We start from the raw sequence: 21,360 nt of genomic DNA on the forward strand, positions 1-21,360 counted from the left end.
AAATTGTTGATAGTTGACGAATAGTTTTAGATGAATGGTTAGAAGTAGGAGATGGAGAAATGTCCGATTCAAATGTCATCAGGGGGACAATGCTGTTAACAGCTGCCACCCTTTTTTCAAGAGTACTAGGAATGATTTACATGTTTCCTTTTACTGCTCTTGTAGGAACACAGGGTGTAGCATTATATACGTATGCTTATACCCCTTATACGATTATGCTTAGCTTGTCTACAGTTGGTATACCACTGGCTGTTTCAAAATTCGTTTCAAAATACCATACGCTCGGTGATTATAGGACAGGAAGGCGTTTATATAAATCAGGGTTAGTGTTAATGGCTTTAACCGGTTTCGTCGCATTTCTTGTCTTGTTCTTACTAGCTGAGCCGATTGCACGGATTGTTATTGATGAAGGTAAAGAAGGTAACTCGATAGCGGATGTAACCCTTGTCATTCGTGTTGTGAGTATGGCCTTGTTGATCGTCCCGATTATGAGTTTAACACGCGGTTTTTTCCAGGGCCTTCAGTCTATGGGACCTACTGCTGTCTCTCAGGTTGTTGAACAAGTTTTCCGTATCGTCTTTATACTTGCATCAAGCGTTATTATCATGAAATTTATGGATGGAGATGCAGCGACTGCTGCCACATATGCAACGTTTGGTGCATTCGTAGGTGCTGTGGGTGGCTTAATGGTCGTTTTCTGGTATTACAGAAAGCGCAAACCTGAACTTGATCGACATCTTGCTGAAAGTACTGTAGATCATAACGTGTCATTGAAGGATATGTATAAAGAAATTATTACGTATGCTCTACCGTTCGTAGTAGTCGGACTTGCAATTCCATTGTATTTGCAGGTCGATACTTTTCTCATTAACCCTGCACTGAAGAGCATAGGATACAATCAGCCGTCTTATGAAGAAGTGTTTGCTATTATAACAGGACTTGCTCACAAGTTGATCATGATTCCAGTTTCACTTGCTACGGCGCTCGCTATGACAATTATTCCTGCTATTACAAAATCGTTTACTGCGAATCGTGAAGGCGTGCTTCAGAAGCAGCTTACCCAAACGTTTCAAATTCTACTGTTTTTAACTTTACCTGCAGCGATTGGTCTAGCAGTTCTATCAGAGCCGGTTTTCCGTGTTTTATATCCTACAGTAAATCAGGAATTGGGTAGTTCCTTATTAACGTGGTACGCTCCAACAGCGATTTTGTTTGCTCTTTTCTCTGTCACAGCAGCTATTCTTCAGGGGATTAACAAGCAGAAATACGCTGTATATAGTTTGCTAGCTGGTCTTACATTAAAAGCGGGATTAACGTATCCCCTTGTTACGATCTTTGAGGGTAGAGGAGCAATTATTGCAACTGACATCGGATTGTTTACATCAGTTGTCATTACAATCATTATTATTAAGCGATACACTGAGTACGAATTTGGATTTATCTTTAGAAGACTATTGCTAATCGGGATTTTCGTCGCAGTTATGGCAGTAGCATCGAGAGCTGCTATTCTGCCGCTTGAATCGGTGTACCCAGATCTTTACCTATCTAAAAGTGAAGGTGGAAGTATGCTGTATTCAAGTATTAACCTGTTAGTAGGAATAACAGTTGGTGGAATTGTTTACCTCTTTCTTTCGTATCGTTCCAACCTTGCAGGTTTAATACTAGGAGAACGGTTTACATTCTTAAAACGACGATAAAAAATGAAGGCCATATGGCCTTCATTTTTTGTGAGTAGAAATTCACTTTTTAATAGTGGTTTTCTTCTTCTCGTATACCGAGCTGTCTCTCGATACGAGTAATTCTTCTATTCTGCCTTCTCAGTTGGCGTTCAATCTCTCTTAGTTGCTGTTCGATATTGCCAGGATACCCTCCACCACCAGGATACCCTCCACCACCTGGATATCCTCCTCCACCAGGATATCCGCCCGGCTGACCAGGGTATATTTGCCATTGCTGTCGATAATCATACATACACGATCCCCCCTTTAATTAGGTACTTGATAGTGTATGCAATCGATAGGCAGTGTTGCTGGGCGTTTGCCCCGTGTTATACTGAGTTTTTCTGGTACCAGCTTAGCTGTTCTCCAATGCCGAGTCCCTTCAGTGGAACTTCATAATGGTAGTTGAATCGGTTCAGTTGAGGCTCGAGGTGTTTACGATACACAGAACCACCATGCAAACAAACTGTAATGTTAGTAGATGTTTCGTATGTTGAGAACTGCTCAATCACTTTTTGAGCCCATTCTTCTCGTTGTTGATGTGTAAATGTTTTAATGGAAACATCATACGGATCCATTATATCGTCTGGTAATAATAGACCGTCTTTGGCATTATAGAAATACATGCGATCATAGTTATGTGAGGCATATTCAAGTGTCTTTTGAAATAAAGGACTCTGGTAGAATTCGATAACAGGTGCTGATTTTTGGCTTTTCTTTCTTGCAGTTGCTAAAAGTCCAACCTTAACAGTCATTCAATTCACTCCAAACGTGCAATTTGACATCTATCATTTACATACCCTTGATTCACTGAAACTATGCTTGAAATCAAAAGAAACTTTGGAAGAAATATGGAAAAGGAGCGATAAGATGCGTTTAGATAAATTACTTGCTAATATGGGCTATGGAACAAGAAAGGAAGTAAAGAAGCTTTTGAAAACAGGTGTTGTAAGGGTAGACGAAGAGATAACGAAAGATCCTAAACAACATGTTGACCCAGAGGGGAACCATGTTACGGTTCATGAAGAAACAGTTGAATACCGTGAGTTTATTTATCTTATGATGAATAAACCAGGGGGAGTGATTTCAGCGACGGAAGATGAAGATGAGACTGTCATTGATCTCCTTATCCCTGAAGATCAGGTTTTTGAACCTTTTCCCGTTGGGCGTCTTGATAAAGATACAGAAGGGCTATTGATTATCACAAATGATGGCAAACTTGCCCATCATCTAACCTCACCCAAGCACCACGTACCTAAAACGTATTATGCAAGAATAAGTGGTTATGTAACAGAGGAAGATGTACAAGCTTTCCAAAAAGGTGTCACACTTGACGATGGATACGTAACAAAGCCAGGAGAGTTAACGATTTTAGTGGCAGAAGCTACATCTGAGATAGAATTAACGATTCATGAAGGTAAATTTCATCAGGTGAAACGCATGTTTGAAGCAGTTGATAAAAAAGTCACTTACTTGCAACGTATTCAAATGGGTGATATTTATCTTGATCGAGATTTGGAGCCTGGTGAGTATCGTGAGTTAACAGAAGATGAAGTTGATATTTTACAAAAATGATCATTCGTTTCTTTTTCACTGACTTAGGGAATAACATCTTTAGACAGTTGAGAAGGAGAGGATAACGTGATTAAGGTTGGAAATAAATTAATCGGTCATAAGATTACAAGTGGTTCGACAGCTGATTTAAGTGTTAATCAAGTCTATTTTGATCAAACATTAAGTAAGGTAACTTATTTAGAGATTAATAAGAGAGAAGCTTCTAACGAGAAAGATGCAGTGCCTGATCATCATTCTAGTGAGGTGCTACATTCTATTGAAGCTTCAGGAGGGCAATTTACACCGAATAATTACCCTGTAACAGACGATGATCGTAAAGCACGTAAAGTGAATGGAAGCATGATCGTTTCTTACGATTCACTTTCATGGGAGCATGACTCACTTTCACTGCAGGATGCAGAAAAAGAAGTACAGTCTACAGTACTTGCGGATCAGTGTTCTTACGGGTCTTTAAATAAAGCAGAGGTTCTAACCGGAGAAGGAAAAGAGCTAGGTAAAGTGAAAGAGATTGTAATTAATCAGGATGGTAAAGTTGAAGGACTTGAGCTTTCTGAAGGCCTTTTTTCCGATTTACTGAAAAGTGATCAACCGTATCTTGAATTGAATGAATCTATTCAGTACGAACATGGAAAAGTGATTGTACCTGAGAGTTATTACAATTCAAATACTAAATAAAATCACTAAAAAACCCGGGCTTGGCCCGGGTTTTCTTTACGTTACAAATAATAGCAAAAACAATGGCTTTCGTCAGAATACTTTTGACGAGAAGCCGAGTTTTACTTCTTATCCAACCTTTACTCTTTTGCTTGTAGTCGTCCAGATTCCTCTGTTTGGGCTTTTGACTAATTCGTTGTAGGCCAGTACGTTTAAATCTCTTTGAACAGTTCGCTGGGTAATCCCAAACTCTTCAACTAACTCATTTGTGCTGACAGTACCATGCTTGCTAATGAATAAATAGATAGACTTGATACGGGTCATCATACGATCAGTTGAAGTAATACTCAAAGAACCACTCCCTAACTTGTAATCAATGCCTTATCCCTAGAATAGTTTCTGACTATTAAAACAATATGAAGGAAACGTAAAGATATACTTAATTTTCTAAGGATCACTTCGTTTTATTCATGAAAGATTATTTAGTTGAGTGCTCAGATTATGGATAGAAGTGAATTCTGGATGTGTTGGGTTCCCAACAAGGTGTAATGACGAATAGGGTCATACCACTTTCATAAGATAAGCGATTGATCGGCATTATAGATTTCAATCCACTGTTATTGCCAATTCCCTTTTTCGAAGTAACTTACACCCCCTCTTTAAAGTTTATTTTACAATAATTCCGTACCTTCGGCAAAAAATTTCATTTCAATTGGGTTCTTCTTCCTTCTCAAACCATCATTTGCTATTCTTAAATGTAGAAACAGTATGGAGAAGGGAGGGCGATTGATGTTTTTGAGGATGTTTATTAAAAAAGCTGTTAAACTGAACACCGCATTTATGTTCTATGCTTCATTAATCCTTGTTGGGTTAAGTGCAGTCATTATGCGAATCATTGAGCCTGAGACGTTTCCTACTTTATTTGAATCGTTATGGTGGGTCATGACAACTGTTACAACAGTAGGATATGGAGATTATTTTCCCGTTACGGTAGGTGGAAGAATTTATGCAATGTTTCTTTATATCGTTGGAATAGGGTTAATAGGAGTTGTGATTGGAAAATTTGTGGACGGATTTGCAGAACTTAAAAGAAGAAGGGAGGAAGGAAAGTTGCCATATCAAGGTCAGAATCACATTGTTATTATTGGTTGGTCTCAAAAAGCATCTTACGCAGTAGCTGAAATCATGGATTCCGAAAAGTGCGAGATTGTGATTATTGATCAATTGCCTAAAGCTCCACTCATTGAAGAACATATTCATTATATTCAAGGGGACGCGGCTGAAGAGGAAGTCCTGCGTAATGCCGATATCACAAATGCAAAAGCGGTTCTCATCTTTTCTGATGATACGATTCATGATTCGCTATTAGCGGATGGGAAGTCGTTAATCATTGCAAGCTCAATTGAACGAATGTCGACAGAAATTCATACAACAGTTGAAGTGAAGAAAGAAGAACATATTAAGAACTTTGCGCATGTTCAGGTAGATGAGTTTGTCCTATCACATGAAGCTGTATCACGAATGGCCGTTAGGTCTGCTTTCACGAAAGGCATCGCTGGGATCTATTCGCAGTTATTAAGTAGAGGACACGGTGAGAATTTATACGAAATTGTCGTTCATAAGAATTGGCATACATATCGTGAAGCTTTTGATGCTTTGTTACAGCAGGGAGCTACCTTAATTGCTGATGGAAATAGAATGGACATCAATCGAAGACTTGATGAAGCTATTTCAGAAGATGCGAAGCTACTTGTCATTTGTGATAAGGCTGTATATGAAAAGTTAAAAGGAAGGGAATGGGCTGGATGAGCGGTGTAAACTGGCAAGAAGAAGTCCTCAAAAGAAAAGAGCACCTATTGGATGATTTAAGAGGGTTATTAAAAATTGAAAGTGTCCTAGATGAAAATAATGCGACTGATGAGGCGCCGTTTGGAACAGGAGTTCGAGAAGCTCTTGATTACATGCTTGCGTTGGGAGAACGTGACGGCTACCGTACAAAAGATGTTGAGCACGTTTCAGGTCATCTTGAATTTGGACAAGGTAAAGAGCTTATCGGCATTTTGTGCCATGTGGATGTAGTCCCTGCAGGAAATGGATGGACAACGCCTGCTTTCGAACCTGATTTAAGAGATGGCAAGCTATTTGCTAGAGGTGCAATTGATGATAAAGGACCTACGATTGCATCTTATTGGGCAATGAACATCGTGAAAGAATTATACCCTTCATTGTCAAAGCGTGTTCGCATGATTGTTGGTACAGATGAAGAAAGTTCATGGCGCTGTGTTGATACTTATTTTAAGCACGAAGAAATGCCTGCAATGGGATTTGCTCCTGATGCAGTGTTTCCAATTATACATGCTGAAAAAGGAATCGCTGACTTTGAATGGAATTTCCCAGTAATTGAAGGTGAGGATAAAGGTATTATTCTTTCATCTTTTCATTCAGGACAGCGACTTAATATGGTGCCTGATTATGCGAAGGCGGTATGTAAGGGGCATCAAAACACTTTGGCTGATATGAAAAAGAGTTTTGAGCAATTCCTAGGACAACATGATTTAGAAGGACAGGCTTCAATCGAAAATGAACTTACACTTGAGGTGCACGGCGTATCTGTTCATGGGTCTGTTCCTGAAAAGGGAATTAATGCGGCTTTTCGACTGGCTCAATTCTTCGAAAACCAGGAACTTGATCAAAATGGAAAGACTTATATCGGGTTTATTACGAAATGGCTTGTTGATGATTTTAGAGGTGAACGCTTAGATGTTTCATTCGAGGACGAAATTACAGGACCTCTTACGATGAATGCAGGTACATTCTCATATCGTAATGGAGAGGGTGGTCAGATCGGGATTAATCTTCGCTATCCTGTTACCTGTCAATTCGAAGATGTCCAGAAGTCATTCGAAAAGGTAACCAATCCGTTAGCAGTTACAATGAATGTTATTGATCATATGACACCCCATCACGTTCCAAAAGATCATCAGCTCATTCAGAAACTTCAACATGTTTATGAAAAGCAAACCAATGATAGAGCTGAACTACTATCAATTGGTGGAGGCACATATGCTCGCTCTCTTGAAGCTGGCGTTGCTTTCGGAGCACTATTTAAAGGGAAGCCGCAGCTAGCACATCAAAAAGATGAGTATGTTGAAATGGACGATTTACTTAAGGCTGCTGCAATCTATGCAGAAGCCATCTATGAACTTGCTAAATAATTAATAAAGCGCCATGCCGAACATCGGCATGGCGCTAGAAATTATAAAGAGCTAAATAAATCGCTTGATAGGTAGCGTTCTCCAGAATCGCACGTCATTGTAACGACAACCTGATCAGGAGAAAGCCGTTCTGCAACTTGCATAGCAGCGTATACAGCAGCACCTGAAGAAGGACCAACGAGTAATCCTTCTTCTCGCGCCAATTTGCGTGTTACTTCGTACGCCTGTTCATCAGTAATTTTAATAATTTCATCGTAAATAGATGTGTTTAGTATGTCAGGAACGAAGCCAGGACTCGTGCCCACAAGCTTATGTTTACCTGGTTTACCACCTGATAGTACTGGCGATCCTTCAGGCTCAACAACGTGAACAGTGAGATCTGGATAGTGTTCCTTCAATACTTCTCCAGTTCCAGTCACCGTTCCACCTGTTCCAGCTGTAGAAATAAAGGCTGCAGGCGTAACTCCAAGTTGCTTCATGCCTTCTATGATTTCTAGCGCAGTAGTTGTTCGATGCGCATCCGGGTTAGCGGCATTCTCGAACTGCATCGGTATAAAGCTACCTTCAATCGTTTCAGCAATTTCTTTTGCCTTATTTATTGCACCAGGCATTTTCTCTGAAGAAGGTGTGAGAACGACCTTTGCTCCGTATGCTTTAAGGAGTTTAATTCTTTCTTCCGTTGCATTATCGGGCATCACTATGATTGCTGGATAGCCTTTTGCGGCAGCGTTCATTGCAAGACCGATTCCAGTATTGCCTGAAGTTGGCTCAATAATAGTTGAACCTTCTTTTAGAAGCCCTTTCTCTTCAGCCTTAACGATCATATTGTAAGCAGCGCGATCTTTTACACTTCGGCTTGGGTTAAAGTATTCTAGCTTTGCATAGATTTTTGCACCATCAGGATTTGGGACGCGGTTTAATTTAAGCAGTGGGGTGTCGCCGATTAGATCGGCCATATTTTCATAGATCAAATGAGCACTTCCTTTTCATATAAGTTAAGGTTAAGTTTCACAACCAATTGGTTAAAGTAAAGAAAGTATAGACTTTCATTTGTAGGAGTTCGTCTACCGTTGTGATTCATACTCCTATTACTGTTCCCCATTATAGCAAAACATGAGCAAAGTGAATAAAATGACGCTTATGAATAAAAAAGTGAAAGAGAATTCAGATTTTTTGATAGAATAGAACTAGGATAGAAGGAGTGACCGTTATTGAGTACTCATTATTTCATTGCGCTCCCCATCCACTCTCACCTGAGACAAGTGTTAGAGCAAGTTAGCAATGATATTGATTTAGATTTATTTAAGCATATTGTTTATCCTGAAGATTATCATGTTACAGTAGCGTTTCTCGGGGATGCTTCAGAAGAGCAACTCTCTTCTCTACACGATCGGTTGTGTGATGTGGTCGCTACATTTTTACCGTTTGAACTAAAACCAGATCGAGTAGCTACATTTGGACGAGAGAAACAGCCGCGCGTTCTTTATGTAAGTATCCAAATGAATGAATGGTTGGACAAACTTCATCAAGCAGTCGTTCATGCTTGTTCAAATTCGGGGTTTACACTTGATCAGAGAGAGTTTCGACCACATATAACACTAGCGAAAAAATGGCGCGATTCAAACAAAGAGATAGCACCTGATTGGCCAACACTTATTTGTGATAGTCAGGAAGTATCTTGTTTAACACTCTACACGGTAGCCCCCTCGGAGAAACCAAGATATCAAGTCGTAAGGACTTATGCGTTTAATAAGCTATAACGTTCTCATTACGACCATTCAGATCGGCCTTCTGTTTGGCTTTTATCTAGGAGGAGTGTACCTTCAAACCGTATTATCGCTCCCTGTTCCTGGAAGTATTGTTGGGATGATTCTGCTACTCATCATGCTTTACTTGAAATGGGTGCCTATTGGCTGGATTGAAAAGGGAGCTAATAGCCTGTTAAATCATCTGCCATTGCTTTTTATACCAGTTACTGTTGGCATTATGCAACATCTCGACTTCTTTAGCGGAAAAAGCCTCTTATTGATTCCGATTGTTCTCTTAAGTACGTGGATTGTAATGGGGATAACGGGATGGCTTGGGCAGTATCTTGCGAATCGAAGGGAGTAGAGAATGTTGGCTGTTTTTCATATGTTATTCTGGTTTTTATTAACTCTTGTTTTATATGTTATTTTCCGAAGACTTTATCAGTTAATACCATATCCATTTATGATCCCAGTACTTACTTGTACCGTGTTTCTTGTTTTTATCTTAACAACATTCGATATATCCTATGATGTTTATTTCAGTGGTGGGCAGTATATTGATGCTTTACTTGGCCCAGCTATAGTAGCCCTAGCTTTTCCACTTTATCAGCAACGCAAGTTAATAAGTAAATACAAGGTGGAGATTCTAGCAACTGTCCTGACTTCAAGCATGCTTGGCATTCTAACAGGTTATTGGCTTGCTTTTATGAGTGGATTTAATTCATTAATTACGTCTACAATTATCTCGAAAAATGTCACCACACCGGTTGCCATGGAGGTTTCAACAATGACAGGTGGAGAACCAGCCATCGCTGTTATTTTTGTTATGATTGCGGGAATAGGAGGCGCTGTAACAGGCCCGTGGTTGTTTAATATTCTTGGAATATCTAATTTCCTTGGTATTGGGATGGCTTTAGGTGGAGCATCACATGCGATTGGGACAGCTAAAGCCCTTGAATACGGGGAAGAAGAAGCTGCTGTTAGCTCCATTGGCTTAGGATTATGCGCACTTTGTGTATCTGTCCTCGGACCCATTATATTAAAATGGATTTCTTAATTTTAATTAAGAGACAAGATTTCAAAAATGGCTTTATTAAATAAAATAGATACTGATAAAGGTTGTAAGCACCTCAGCAAAGGATGGGATTTATTTGATACGAGATTATTCTGCATTTAAAAAAGTAAGCCAGGCTTTTACAGCATATTGGGATGATTTTCGCACAATTACGGTTATGGCCGATATCTCGTTAGATGTTCACGATGCCTACACCCTTACTGATGGTCATTTAGATCTTCCGGTTGAAGTGAAAGAAAATTCTAAAATGGGAAAGAAAAGACTTGTTACATTATACGTAAGCGACGAGTACGTTCCTGGAAATGACTACTTTCTAATTCATACAAGTGGGGAGTCAAGCCTTGTTTTTACAGGTAAAGTTGTTCGAACAGAGGCTTTTGATGATCGCTATCACTATGATGGTGAATTAGGAGCTTTATTAACAGAAAAGGGAACGATATTCAGAGTATGGGCGCCAACTGCAACTGAAGTAATCGTAAACATCTATAATCAAAGCTTTCAGAAACAAATAGAGCTTCCAATGTTAAAACAAGACCGTGGTGTTTTCGAATGCTCATCGACGGAAGGGGAGGGGACACTTTACACATACAGTGTGTATGTAAATGGTGAATGGAGAGAGACAGTAGATCCCTACGCCAAAGCAGCTACATCAAATTGTAAATTTGGTATGGTTGTTAATACAGCTAATACAAATCCCGACAACTGGGATCCATTGGCGAAGCCCTCGTTAGAAAAGCCTTCGGATACGATTATTTATGAGCTTCATGTTCGAGATTTCAGCTCTCAATCTAAGAGTGGTTTGCAAAACAAAGGAAAGTATAAAGCCTTCACGGAAGAACCACCTGAAAAAGATGGAATTCCATCAGGATTAAATTACATGAAATGGCTTGGTGTTACACATGTTGAATTGCTGCCAATTCAGGATTTTGGCAGTGTAGATGAAATGAAGCCTGAGCCGACATATAACTGGGGTTATGATCCGATACATTATTTTGTTCCTGAAGGAAGCTATTCGTTGAACTCACATGATCCTTATACTAGAATTCGAGAAGTGAAAGAAATGATAGCAAGCTTCCATCGTAAAGGGCTTAGAGTGATCATGGATGTGGTTTTCAATCATGTTTATCAGCTTCATGCATCGAATCTTGAGAAAATAGTGCCAGGGTATTTCTTTCGTTTCGATCAAGGGGGTAAACCGTCAAATGGAACAGGCGTAGGAAATGATACTGCTTCTGAACGAAAGATGATGAGAAAGTTAATCATCGATTCCGTTGTTTATTGGGCAAAGGAGTTCGGGGTAGATGGTTTTCGTTTTGATTTAATGGGGATCCATGATAAAGAAACGATGAATGACGTTCGTTATGCTCTAGATTGTATTGACCCAACGATTCTTTTATTCGGTGAAGGATGGCACATGAACACGATTTTACCTGATTACCGTAAAGCGATGATTGCACATGCAAGTGAGATGCCGCGTATCGGATTCTTTAATGATCATTACCGTGATTCTGTAAAAGGGAAATTATTTGATACGCGATCAAACGGTTTTGCGACTGGAAACTTTTCAGTTAAAGAAGATGTAAAGAAGTGTATAATGGGGAGTGTTGAAGATTATTTCATTACGGCTTCGCAGTCAATTAACTACGTTGAATGCCATGATAATCATACATTATGGGATCGCCTAAACCGGAGTCATCCGGATGTAAGTGAAGAAGTGAAGAAACAAATGCACAGGCTTGCTACGGCCATTACACTCCTCTCACAAGGAATACCTTTTCTTCATGCCGGACAGGAGTTTTTCCGAACGAAAAACGGTGTGGAAGACAGTTATAAATCACCAGATAAAATTAACCGCTTTGATTGGCAACGAATGAGAGCAGTTCAGGAAACCGTTAAGTACGTGAGAGGTCTTATCGCCATTCGAAAGCACTTTAAAGCATTTAGAATGGCTGATGTCCATGATCTTAAGAGAATAACATTCCTTGATTCTCCTGGTCCGTTAATTGCCTACAAAATTAATCAAGAAGAGACAAATGAAACGATGATTGTTATTCATAACGGAGGTTTCCACTCTGATGTAATTGATATTGGTGATGGGGAGAAATGGATTCTTGCAGATGGTGATCAAGCAGGTGTCGAACCTATCAGAAAAACGAGTGAAAAATTACTAACCATTGCTCCGTTTAATACGATTGTTTTAATGACAAATGATTAAGACATGAAGATTTCGTCAACCTGTGTTATAATTTTTTATTCGTAGGCGGTTTTTAGCTAAGTCCGGAGAACGTACCGCTAAAGACAAAAGTAAAACTTCCAGAATCTACAAACTAACGGAAATCGAAGGTGAATTTGTTGGAGAACATTTTAGGCGAAGGCTGGCAGGTGACACCTGCTGGCGGAGCGACAGGCGAAGCATACTTAGCTCAATATGGAGACGAGAAATTATTCCTTAAGCGGAACTCCTCGCCTTTTCTGGCTGTTTTGTCGGCGGAAGGAATTGTACCGAAACTTCTCTGGACCAAGCGACTTGAGAATGGAGACGTCATTACAGCCCAGAAGTGGCTGCCGGGGAGGGAACTGAAGTCACATGAGATGAAGCAGCCTCGAGTGGCGCAAATGCTTTATAAAATTCATCGGTCTTCAGAACTTCTCAGGATGCTTAATCGTCTCGGAAAAAAGCCACTATCACCGGACGTGATCTATCTCGACCTTATGCAGAAGTTCGAGAATCATCATCGTACGGACGTTGAGGTTATTAGAGCTCTTTCTTATCTAGCAGCAAATAAAAACGATCTTGAACATGTACAAAAGGTCGTTTGTCATTGTGATGTTAATCATAATAATTGGATGTTTAGTGAGGAAGGGAATTTGTATTTGATTGATTGGGACGGAGCAGTCGTTGCGGACCCAGCTTTAGATATAGGCATGCTCCTTTACTGGTATGTGCCAAAAGAGGAGTGGGGAGATTGGCTTACTCATTATGGTCTTACAAATACAGAAGGTCTTCGCCAACGCATGTATTGGTACGTGTTAGCTCAGACCTTACTGTCGATTTACTGGTATGATCATAAAGGATTGAACGGAGAAGTTGAATTCTGGAAGAAAGATCTTGAGAACTTAAATCATTATCGACTTATTGATACTGATTAATTGTATCTACCCACTGGCTAAGATGAGGCTGGTGGGTTTCTATATGGTCTAGCAGATCAGTATGCAATGCTCCTGCAGAGCTGTACTGCTCAATTTGTCCTAGTACTTGCTTTATTTCTGGAGCGATGAATTCGTTTCGTTGCAATGCTGATGCTAATCTTTGGATTTGCTGGCATTCGGATGATGTCCCAGTGCAATCAATGTGGTGGTTCTTCAGAATGTCAGTCAGAACGTAGAGTTGATCCTCATGTGAGAGTGGCATATCTTTTCCTCCTTAACAGTACTACTTAGTAGCGTGCGCAGCTTATAAAGAATTATGCTGTTAAGAAAGTAAAAAACACGGAGTAACCCGTGTTTTATATGAAATGATATTAATGTATATCTCCTTTTGCTGCCCATCCGAATAAAGCAGCTACTGAAAGAACGATAACAATCCATGGTGCCCACACAATTAGAAAGTGTTCCATTAAAATCATGCCTCCTTATCCTCATCATAAACTCTTTGTCTTTCGATTCAACATGATTTTGCTACAATTTTATTACTATTCAATACCCTTGAGGCGCGCTTTCTATTCTGATGATTTCGTGGTAAAATGTCGATTGTGTGAAAACGGAAAGAAGATCATAAGGAAGTGAAAGCATGCGTCAAAGAAACAAACCTTGGGCTGGGGATATGTTTGCAGAAAATCCTGCATTCGTTCCATCAAACCCGAGTGATAGAAAAGGTAAATGGAAAGAGGTTTTCCATAATGATAACCCAATTCATTTAGAAGTGGGAACTGGTAAAGGTCAGTTTATTATTGGTATGGCAAAACAAAATCCAGATGTGAATTATATTGGTTTAGAACTTTCTTCAAGTGTAATGGTATCAGCACTTGAAAAGTTACTTGAAGAAGATGTGCCTAATGTGCGTTTACTAAACGAAAATGCTGAGGATTTAACAAGCATTTTTGAGGAGAACGAAGTAAGTCGTGTATATTTAAATTTCTCTGATCCATGGCCAAAGAATCGTCATGAGAAAAGAAGACTTACGTACAAAACGTTTCTTGATCTTTACCGTGTAGTAATGAAGCCAAACAGTGAGGTCCACTTCAAAACAGATAACCAGGGATTGTTTGAGTACTCACTTCACAGCTTTTCTGCATATGGTATGACATTAAACAACGTGAGTCTTGATTTACACCAAAGTAAGATGGAAGACAATGTGATGACTGAATACGAAGAGAAATTTTCTTCAAAAGGTAGTCGAATATATCGTTGCGAAGCACAATTTAGGTCGTGAGCCGTTTTTTTTGCCGGCTCACTTTTTTTATTATATTTGAAAGCGGTTTCTTTTAATGAGAAAATAGTATGGAATTAAAAAAGGGGGATATCGATGGAACAGTTAAAAGTTGGAACGTTATCGATCACTTGGCTTAGAGGTGGCGTCACTCATATGGATGGAGGCGCAATGTTTGGCGTTGTTCCAAAACCACTGTGGAGCAAGAAGTACCCAGTAAATGAAAAAAATCAAATTGAGCTTAGAACAGATCCGTTGCTACTCCAATGGCAGGGAAAAAATATTTTAGTGGAATCAGGGATTGGATTAGGAAAACTGGATGATAAGCAGAAAAGAAATTATGGTGTACATGAAGAATCAGATGTTCGTGCATCGCTAGAAGAACTTTCGCTATCAGTTGAGGATATTGATATTATTCTAATGACACATCTTCACTTTGATCATGCAAGCGGATTGTCAGAGCCGGTTGAAAATGGTTACAAATCGACTTTTCCAAATGCTGTGATCTATACTTCTGAAGTAGAATGGAACGAGATGAGAGATCCTAACATTCGTTCGAAGAATACATATTGGAAAGAAAATTGGGAATCTGTGCAAGGTCAGGTTCGCACTTTCAGTGGTTCTTATGAAGTTCTTCCAGGATTAATGATGCATCATACTGGCGGACATAGTGATGGTCACTCCATTATTACAATGGAAGAAGGTGGGGAGTATTTGATTCACATGGCAGATTTAATGCCAACTCATGCTCATGCAAATCCACTTTGGGTTCTTGCGTATGATGATTACCCAATGACATCCATTTATGCAAAGGAAAAATGGATTAAAGACGCTGTTGAGAAGAAGGCATGGTTTATCTTTTATCACGATGCGATTTATCGAGCGCTTAAGTGGAATGAATCGTATAAAGTGACGGATGAAGTGAAGCGAGAAAGTTAATTGTAAGGAAGACTGCAGGATAGCGGTCTTCCTTTTTTGTTTGGCTGTTTTTGTAGACATTGTTGCTATTTAGCGGTTAATTTCCGCTCCAATCAGCTAATGTGGTTCTTTATAAAAAATTATTTCAAAAGCAAAACCTTTTAGAAAAGATCTTTATTTGGAATGGATAGTTGGATTATATATTCAAGCTTCCCTATCTAATCAACAACTTTTGAATAATTTTGATCGTTAATGATTGTTTGTGAATAATTTTGATTGAAAATGATTGACTTCTGAAAGTGCTTTCATTATACTGTGGATAGAAAGTAGGTGGTGAACTTGCTAAATGCGGAGCGTCATTTCATCATATTACAAGTTCTGAAGGAAAAGGAAACAGCTACTGTACATGAGTTAAGTGAGGCTACAGGTGCTTCAGTATCGACAATACGTCGCGATCTTGTGCAGCTAGAAGACGAGAATAAATTGAAACGGGTTCATGGAGGAGCATCTCTTTTTAGCTCAAAGTGGACGGAGCCATCACTTGGTGAGAAATCTACTCAGAATCTTGACGAGAAGGCTAAGATTGCAGCTTATGCCGCTGAGTTAGTACAAGATGGTGATTGTATTTTTCTTGATGCAGGAACAACGACACAAAAAATAGGCGAGTTCTTACATGGTAAAGAGGTCATTGTCGTAACGAATGGGTATCAGGTCATTGAGAATCTTATGGCAGAAGGTATTACGACTTATATCGTGGGTGGAAAGTTTAAAGCAAGAACAGGTGCGATGACAGGTCCGAAGGCGCTTGAAAGTATTGAAACTTATCGATTTGATAAATGCTTTATTGGAATTAATGGTATTCATGAAACACTTGGGTATACAACAGCTGACCCAGATGAGGCCATTATCAAGAGAGCTGCGATAAAGCTCTCAAGAGAGTCATACATTGTCGCTGATTACTCCAAAATAGGTGAATCAGCATTCAGTAAAGTTGCAAACATAGAAGAGTGCACAATTATAACCAATGAACATCCTGATAGTAATTACGATGCAATTAAACATACAACAGTAGAAGTGGTGAAAATATGATATATACAATTACCTTAAATCCATCAGTAGATTATATAATTCAACTCGATAACCTTAAGACAGGGCTAGTTAATACGGTCGATGAAGAAACGAAAATTGCTGGTGGAAAGGGTGTAAACGTAACGCGAGTTCTTAAAAGACTTGGTCATCAATCTACTGCTTTAGGTTTTGTAGGTGGGTTTACAGGTGAGTTTATCGAGAAGTCTTTAAATGATGAAGATTTGTCTACAGATTTTATCCGCGTTGAGGGTGACACACGCATTAACATTAAACTCAAAAACGGTGAAGAAACGGAGATTAATGGGTTATCGCCAACCATCTCCGAACATAATGTGGATCAATTATTTGAACAACTTTCTCATACAGTCGCTGGTGATTTGGTCGTGATGGCAGGTAGCGTACCTGCAAGCATTCATCAGTCAATCTATTCACGTATTCTTCATTCTTTACCAGAGGGTGTACTAGCTATTGTAGACACGAAAGGAAAAGCGTTGGAAGAAACAGTGAAAGCAAAACCATTCCTCGTTAAACCAAATCATCATGAGCTTGGCGATTTATTTGGGGTTGAAGTGACGACCGTTGATGATGCTGTGAAGTATGGCAAGAAAGTTCAAGCAATGGGCGCAGAGAATGTTATCGTCTCTATGGCGGGAGATGGTGCGGTATTCATTACTAAAGAAGAAATTCTTTTCGGGAATGTGCCTGTTGGCCAGGTGAAAAACTCGGTTGGAGCAGGTGACTCTGTTGTAGCTGGTTTTCTAAGTACTTATATAGAAACAGGAGACCTCAAGCAAGCATTCGAATCAGGTATTGCAGCAGGAAGTGCTAGCGCATTTTCAGCAGGATTTTGTACAGAAGGGGAAGTCAAGGCTTTGCGTAAACAAATTGCGGTTAAATCGTATGATGATGGGGGAGGTCAATAATAATGAGAATCACAGAGTTATTAACAAAAAGAACAATGATTCTAGACCTTGAATCAAGTTCCAAAGATCAGGTTATTAATGAACTTTCTGAAAAACTATATTCTGCTGGTAATTTAAAGGACCTGCAGGCGTTTAAAAAGGCGATTCATGCGAGGGAAAACGAAAGTACGACTGGTATTGGTGAAGGTATAGCGATTCCTCATGCTAAGACTGCGGCAGTAAAGTCGCCGGGTATTGTATTCGGCCGTTCTGAAGTAGGGATAGACTATCAATCTCTTGATGGCCAACCCGCTCACTTGTTCTTTATGATTGCGGCAACGGAAGGGGCCAACCAAATGCACCTTGAAGCCCTTTCGAGATTGTCTTCTTTCCTAATGGATACAGAATTTCGTAAAGGACTTTTGAAAGCGCGATCAGAAGAGGAAGTCCTTCAGGCGTTCGATCAAAAAGAAGAAGAAAATGAAGAGCCTGAAGAAGTGGAAGAAACAAATGAAGCAACTGGCAAAATTCTTGCCGTAACTGCCTGCCCAACAGGCATTGCTCATACTTATATGGCGGCGGATGCATTAAAAGCAAAAGCGGCTGAATTAGGATACGGTGTGAAAGTGGAAACCAATGGTTCCGGTGGAGTGAAGAACCGCCTTACTGATGAAGAGATTGAGAAAGCTCCAGCTATTATTGTAGCGGCAGACACAAAAGTGGAAATGGATCGTTTTAAAGGTAAGAAGGTGATTGAAGTTCCTGTAGCAGAAGCCATTCGAAAGCCAGCCGAGCTATTAAACAAGGCTAGTAGCGGTGATGCACCAATCTACAAAACTTCTGGTTCATATGAAGATCAAATTAGTGAGAAGAAAAATGAAAGAAAAGGAAAGCAGTCTCCTTTTTATAAACACTTAATGAATGGTGTTTCAAACATGCTTCCTCTAGTTGTTGGAGGGGGTATCTTAATCGCTCTTTCCTTTATTTTTGGAATTAATGCCGCAGATCCTAATGATCCTAGTTACAACGCTTTTGCTGCAGCACTTAGCACAATTGGCGGTGGAAATGCATTTGCGCTTATGATTCCTGTTCTGGCTGGATTCATTGCAATGAGTATTGCAGACCGTCCTGGTCTTGCTCCTGGGCTTGTCGGTGGTCTAATGGCTTCAACGAATGGTGCTGGTTTCCTCGGTGGGTTAATTGCCGGATTCTTAGCAGGTTACGCGGTTCTACTTCTTAAAAGGCTGTTTTCAGGTCTACCTCAGTCACTTGAAGGGTTGAAACCTGTGTTGCTCTATCCGTTGTTTGGTATTTTTATTACTGGAATCATTATGATGTATGTTGTAATTGAACCTGTAGGAGCTCTAAATACTGGTCTTGAGAATTGGTTAAGCGGCATGGGAACTACAAATAAACTATTACTTGGCCTAATTCTAGGGGGAATGATGGCAGTTGATATGGGGGGACCAATTAATAAAGCAGCCTTTACATTTGGGATTGCGATGATTGATGCTGGTAATCTTACGTACCATGCCGCGATTATGGCGGGTGGAATGACGCCTCCACTAGGACTAGCACTTGCTACAACGTTATTTAAAAAGCGTTTTAACAAAACAGAGCGTGAAGCAGGTAAAGTAGCTTATGTGATGGGGGCTTCTTTCATAACAGAAGGAGCCATTCCGTTTGCAGCAGCTGATCCGGGCCGAGTAATCCCTTCTATTATTGTTGGATCATCGGTTGCAGGTGCATTAACGATGTTATTTAACATCGCGTTACCAGCACCACATGGTGGAGCGTTTGTGATGTGGTCAGTAAATAATATTTCACTTTCTCATATCCTCCTCTATATTCTTGCCATTGTAATCGGTACGGTTATTACAGCTTTAATGGTAGGAATACTGAAAAAGTCGAAACCAGAAGTACAGGCATAGTAAAAGGTCCCTATAGGGGCCCTTTTATTTGACTTTGAAAAAGTATTACGTTGCGTTTTTACCACAATATGTTAAAAGCCCAGTCATGATGAGAGAGTATGAGAAGGCGTGAGACACGATATATGTCCATCTCGTAAGTACAGATTATACTGAGATACAAATGTTAGCGTTTTCACTAACTATCTTACGGGTATGCTCATTTCTTGCAGTATAAAGGTTGAAGCGTTCAAAAAGCAGTGTTAGTATAAATGACCGTAGATGATTTTTCGGAAATCCAAAGGAGGCAATCATGCTAGAAAATAAAACCGTAACGTTTATCGGAGCGGGTTCAATGGCAGAAGCAATGGCAGCAGGAATGATTGAGTCAGGTACTATTGAACCTGAACGTATTATTATGACAAACAGAAGTAATGAACAACGTCGTCAGGAGCTTATGGAGAACCACGGCGTATTGGCGACTCAAAGTATAGAATTCGCAGTTCGTGAAGCTGACGTTGTTATCCTGGCAATGAAGCCAAAAGATGTTGAACGTGCATTAGAAGGAATTGAAGATTTCATTACAAATGAACAACTTCTACTTTCTGTTCTTGCTGGGGTACCTTCATCATTTATTGAGGAAAAACTGGAAGGCGATCAACCAGTTATTCGCGTTATGCCGAACACATCAAGTATGATTGGTAAATCAATTTCTGCTCTTGCAGCAGGAGAACATGTATCTGATGAGCAGGTAACAACTGCCCGCGCACTTATTCGTTCAATTGGCGAAACCGTTGTGATCGCTGAAGAACAAATGGACGTATTTACAGGTGTTGCAGGAAGCGGACCAGCTTATATTTATTATGTAATTGAGAGCCTCGAAAAAGCAGCAATTGAGGGTGGAATTGAAACGGAAACTGCTCGTAAAATGGCTGTCCAAACTGTACTCGGTGCAGGAATGATGGCAGAGCAATCAGAAGATTCCCCTTCAGCTCTTAGAAAGAAAGTGACTTCTCCAAATGGTACAACTCAAGCAGGACTTGAAGCATTGTATGAGAACGGTGGCGGAGAAGCATTTGAAGCTGCAGTGGAAAATGCTGCAACTCGTTCAAAAGAAATTAGTAACGAATTTAATAAAAAACCAGTTACACAGTAAGAGCCGGTACAAACCGGTTCTTTTTTTTGATTGTTTTCGTAGACAATAAAGCGGTTGATTTCCGCTCCAGGATGCTCGCTTTCCGCGGGGCGGGCGTTGAGCCTCCTCGTCGCTAACGCTCCTGTGGGGTCTCACCTGTCCCGCTAGTCCCGCAGGAGTCGAGCATCCTTCAGCTCCAATCAGCTAAGTGTTGTTCTCTATAGAAAAATCTTTTCAAAGCAACAATCTTTTAGAGAGCCTTTCTTATTTTGTTGAAACTGTTTAGGGTTAGACTGTTAGAAATCATAAGATGTCGGGTACCATTAGTAATAAAATGGATGATCTGTCCCGAGTTTCCTCGTATTGGATGTTCTTTTCTTCAAAATGTTAGTAGAATAATAGAAGGAATATGATATGATAAGAAGTGGATAATTTGTTTGTTAGAGGAGGAAAAAATGATGAAAAAAGGAATTTTTGCTCTTATTGCTGCATTTTTAGTCGCATTTCCTTTTGCGGGTACAGCAGCTAATGCTGAAGCGCAGGTTAGTGATGAAGTTAAAAAAGGTGTTACGGGTTACCTGGAAGAGGAACATTACGATTTTGATAAAGGTTCTCTCAAAGTTCAGGATGCTGAAACTTTCAAAGTTGATAGTTCAGCAGATAAAGATTTCAGTCAGGTTACTATGATGGTAGTTGACTTTAGTACAGTACGTGACAATATTTTCTTTGAAGATCATACCCAGGTTCTTTTCTATGACACAGAAGCAAATGCTGTTCTTCCAGAAGCGAAAGTTTTAGATTTGGAGAAGGCGCAAGAGTTTAAGGACAGCCATGAAACAGGTCAGCATCTTCATATGGGTGTCATTTTATTCTTAAGTGCAATTATGTTCGTAGTTCCATTTCTTATTGCTTACTTGTGGTCAAAAAACAAATATTCTACACTAAGCTTTAAATTGAAAAACAATGTATATGAAACAAACTCTACTTTCTAAATT

The 21,360-nt window shown here is 39.8% G+C and carries 23 protein-coding genes; 17 read left to right on the top strand and 6 right to left on the bottom strand.

What is annotated here, in order from left to right; genetic code table 11:
* Positions 1-59 precede the first annotated feature (59 nt).
* Positions 60-1,697, top strand: coding sequence for a putative polysaccharide biosynthesis protein (locus JI666_RS12045; RefSeq protein ID WP_206892066.1), 1,638 nt, complete (start codon positions 60-62; stop codon positions 1,695-1,697).
* Positions 1,698-1,746: 49 nt separating this feature from the next.
* On the opposite strand, the gene JI666_RS12050 is transcribed toward JI666_RS12045, so the two are convergent.
* Together JI666_RS12050 and JI666_RS12055 are read right to left on the bottom strand one after the other, a co-directional pair.
* Positions 1,747-1,971: a hypothetical protein gene (locus JI666_RS12050; protein WP_206892068.1), complete on the bottom strand. Its 225-nt coding sequence runs from the start codon at positions 1,969-1,971 to the stop codon at positions 1,747-1,749.
* A gap of 76 nt (positions 1,972-2,047) precedes the next feature.
* A complete protein-coding gene (locus JI666_RS12055) occupies positions 2,048-2,473 on the bottom strand; it encodes a DUF6884 domain-containing protein (protein WP_206892069.1) in 426 nt (141 codons plus the stop codon).
* Positions 2,474-2,588: 115 nt separating this feature from the next.
* Between JI666_RS12055 and JI666_RS12060 the strand changes: the two genes are divergently transcribed.
* Positions 2,589-3,293 (top strand): pseudouridine synthase, encoded by a 705-nt coding sequence (locus tag JI666_RS12060; protein ID WP_206892070.1) that lies wholly within the window; start codon positions 2,589-2,591, stop codon positions 3,291-3,293.
* Between the two features lie 66 nt (positions 3,294-3,359).
* Positions 3,360-3,968 carry a PRC-barrel domain-containing protein gene (locus tag JI666_RS21910; protein WP_206892071.1) on the top strand — a complete coding sequence of 203 codons (609 nt, stop codon included), beginning with the start codon at positions 3,360-3,362 and terminating at the stop codon, positions 3,966-3,968.
* Between the two features lie 108 nt (positions 3,969-4,076).
* On the opposite strand, the gene JI666_RS12070 is transcribed toward JI666_RS21910, so the two are convergent.
* On the bottom strand, positions 4,077-4,274 hold the full coding sequence (locus JI666_RS12070) for a DeoR family transcriptional regulator (protein WP_206892201.1): 198 nt from the start codon (positions 4,272-4,274) through the stop codon (positions 4,077-4,079).
* Between the two features lie 462 nt (positions 4,275-4,736).
* On the opposite strand from JI666_RS12070, the gene JI666_RS12075 reads away from it, so the two are divergent.
* Together JI666_RS12075 and pepV are read left to right on the top strand one after the other, a co-directional pair.
* Positions 4,737-5,756: a potassium channel family protein gene (locus JI666_RS12075; RefSeq protein WP_286170775.1), complete on the top strand. Its 1,020-nt coding sequence runs from the start codon at positions 4,737-4,739 to the stop codon at positions 5,754-5,756.
* On the top strand, positions 5,753-7,162 hold the full coding sequence (gene pepV / locus JI666_RS12080; protein ID WP_206892203.1) for a dipeptidase PepV: 1,410 nt from the start codon (positions 5,753-5,755) through the stop codon (positions 7,160-7,162). The genes JI666_RS12075 and pepV overlap by 4 nt, the downstream gene beginning before the upstream one ends.
* 41 nt (positions 7,163-7,203) lie before the next feature.
* Here the strand turns inward: pepV and cysK are convergent, their stop codons facing one another.
* Positions 7,204-8,118 (bottom strand): cysteine synthase A, encoded by a 915-nt coding sequence (gene cysK, locus JI666_RS12085; RefSeq protein ID WP_206892204.1) that lies wholly within the window; start codon positions 8,116-8,118, stop codon positions 7,204-7,206.
* Positions 8,119-8,373: 255 nt separating this feature from the next.
* Here cysK and thpR point away from each other — a divergent pair, with 255 nt between their 5' ends.
* From thpR to JI666_RS12110, 5 genes are all read left to right on the top strand, one after another.
* Positions 8,374-8,922, top strand: a complete 549-nt coding sequence (thpR, locus tag JI666_RS12090) for an RNA 2',3'-cyclic phosphodiesterase (RefSeq protein WP_206892073.1) — start codon at positions 8,374-8,376, stop codon at positions 8,920-8,922.
* Between the two features lie 55 nt (positions 8,923-8,977).
* On the top strand, positions 8,978-9,274 hold the full coding sequence (locus tag JI666_RS12095) for a CidA/LrgA family protein (protein ID WP_206892074.1): 297 nt from the start codon (positions 8,978-8,980) through the stop codon (positions 9,272-9,274).
* A 3-nt stretch (positions 9,275-9,277) separates the two neighbouring features.
* Positions 9,278-9,967 (top strand): LrgB family protein, encoded by a 690-nt coding sequence (locus JI666_RS12100; protein ID WP_206892075.1) that lies wholly within the window; start codon positions 9,278-9,280, stop codon positions 9,965-9,967.
* Between the two features lie 94 nt (positions 9,968-10,061).
* Positions 10,062-12,200, top strand: a complete 2,139-nt coding sequence (gene pulA, locus JI666_RS12105) for a type I pullulanase (protein ID WP_206892077.1) — start codon at positions 10,062-10,064, stop codon at positions 12,198-12,200.
* 137 nt (positions 12,201-12,337) lie between these two features.
* Positions 12,338-13,135 (top strand): phosphotransferase family protein, encoded by a 798-nt coding sequence (locus JI666_RS12110; RefSeq protein WP_136948581.1) that lies wholly within the window; start codon positions 12,338-12,340, stop codon positions 13,133-13,135.
* On the opposite strand, the gene JI666_RS12115 is transcribed toward JI666_RS12110, so the two are convergent.
* Positions 13,119-13,397: a YtzH-like family protein gene (locus JI666_RS12115; protein WP_206892080.1), complete on the bottom strand. Its 279-nt coding sequence runs from the start codon at positions 13,395-13,397 to the stop codon at positions 13,119-13,121. The two genes, JI666_RS12110 and JI666_RS12115, sit on opposite strands and share 17 nt — an antisense overlap.
* A 109-nt stretch (positions 13,398-13,506) precedes the next feature.
* The gene (gene cydS / locus JI666_RS22000) at positions 13,507-13,602 is read right to left on the bottom strand and encodes a cytochrome bd oxidase small subunit CydS family protein (RefSeq protein ID WP_414635141.1); all 96 of its coding nucleotides are present in this window, start codon (positions 13,600-13,602) and stop codon (positions 13,507-13,509) included.
* Positions 13,603-13,775: 173 nt separating this feature from the next.
* On the opposite strand from cydS, the gene trmB reads away from it, so the two are divergent.
* The 7 genes from trmB (at position 13,776) to JI666_RS12150 (ending at position 21,357) form a co-directional block, all read left to right on the top strand.
* Positions 13,776-14,417, top strand: a complete 642-nt coding sequence (gene trmB, locus JI666_RS12120; RefSeq protein WP_206892082.1) for a tRNA (guanosine(46)-N7)-methyltransferase TrmB — start codon at positions 13,776-13,778, stop codon at positions 14,415-14,417.
* Positions 14,418-14,510: 93 nt separating this feature from the next.
* Positions 14,511-15,353 carry a YtnP family quorum-quenching lactonase gene (locus JI666_RS12125; RefSeq protein ID WP_206892086.1) on the top strand — a complete coding sequence of 281 codons (843 nt, stop codon included), beginning with the start codon at positions 14,511-14,513 and terminating at the stop codon, positions 15,351-15,353.
* Between the two features lie 318 nt (positions 15,354-15,671).
* The gene (locus tag JI666_RS12130; RefSeq protein WP_206892087.1) at positions 15,672-16,421 is read left to right on the top strand and encodes a DeoR/GlpR family DNA-binding transcription regulator; all 750 of its coding nucleotides are present in this window, start codon (positions 15,672-15,674) and stop codon (positions 16,419-16,421) included.
* Positions 16,418-17,344 carry a 1-phosphofructokinase gene (gene pfkB, locus JI666_RS12135; protein WP_206892088.1) on the top strand — a complete coding sequence of 309 codons (927 nt, stop codon included), beginning with the start codon at positions 16,418-16,420 and terminating at the stop codon, positions 17,342-17,344. The genes JI666_RS12130 and pfkB overlap by 4 nt, the downstream gene beginning before the upstream one ends.
* Positions 17,345-17,346: 2 nt before the next feature.
* Complete coding sequence (locus JI666_RS12140; protein WP_206892089.1) at positions 17,347-19,254, top strand: PTS fructose transporter subunit IIABC; 1,908 nt, start codon at positions 17,347-17,349, stop codon at positions 19,252-19,254.
* 289 nt (positions 19,255-19,543) lie between these two features.
* On the top strand, positions 19,544-20,386 hold the full coding sequence (proC, locus tag JI666_RS12145) for a pyrroline-5-carboxylate reductase (RefSeq protein ID WP_206892090.1): 843 nt from the start codon (positions 19,544-19,546) through the stop codon (positions 20,384-20,386).
* A 434-nt stretch (positions 20,387-20,820) separates the two neighbouring features.
* Entirely contained in the window at positions 20,821-21,357 is a 537-nt protein-coding gene (locus JI666_RS12150) for a hypothetical protein (RefSeq protein WP_206892091.1), read from the top strand.
* The last annotated feature ends 3 nt before the right edge of the window (positions 21,358-21,360 follow it).

The organism is Bacillus sp. NTK071 (genome assembly GCF_017303315.1).
In the GTDB taxonomy this organism is placed as follows: domain Bacteria; phylum Bacillota; class Bacilli; order Bacillales; family Guptibacillaceae; genus Guptibacillus.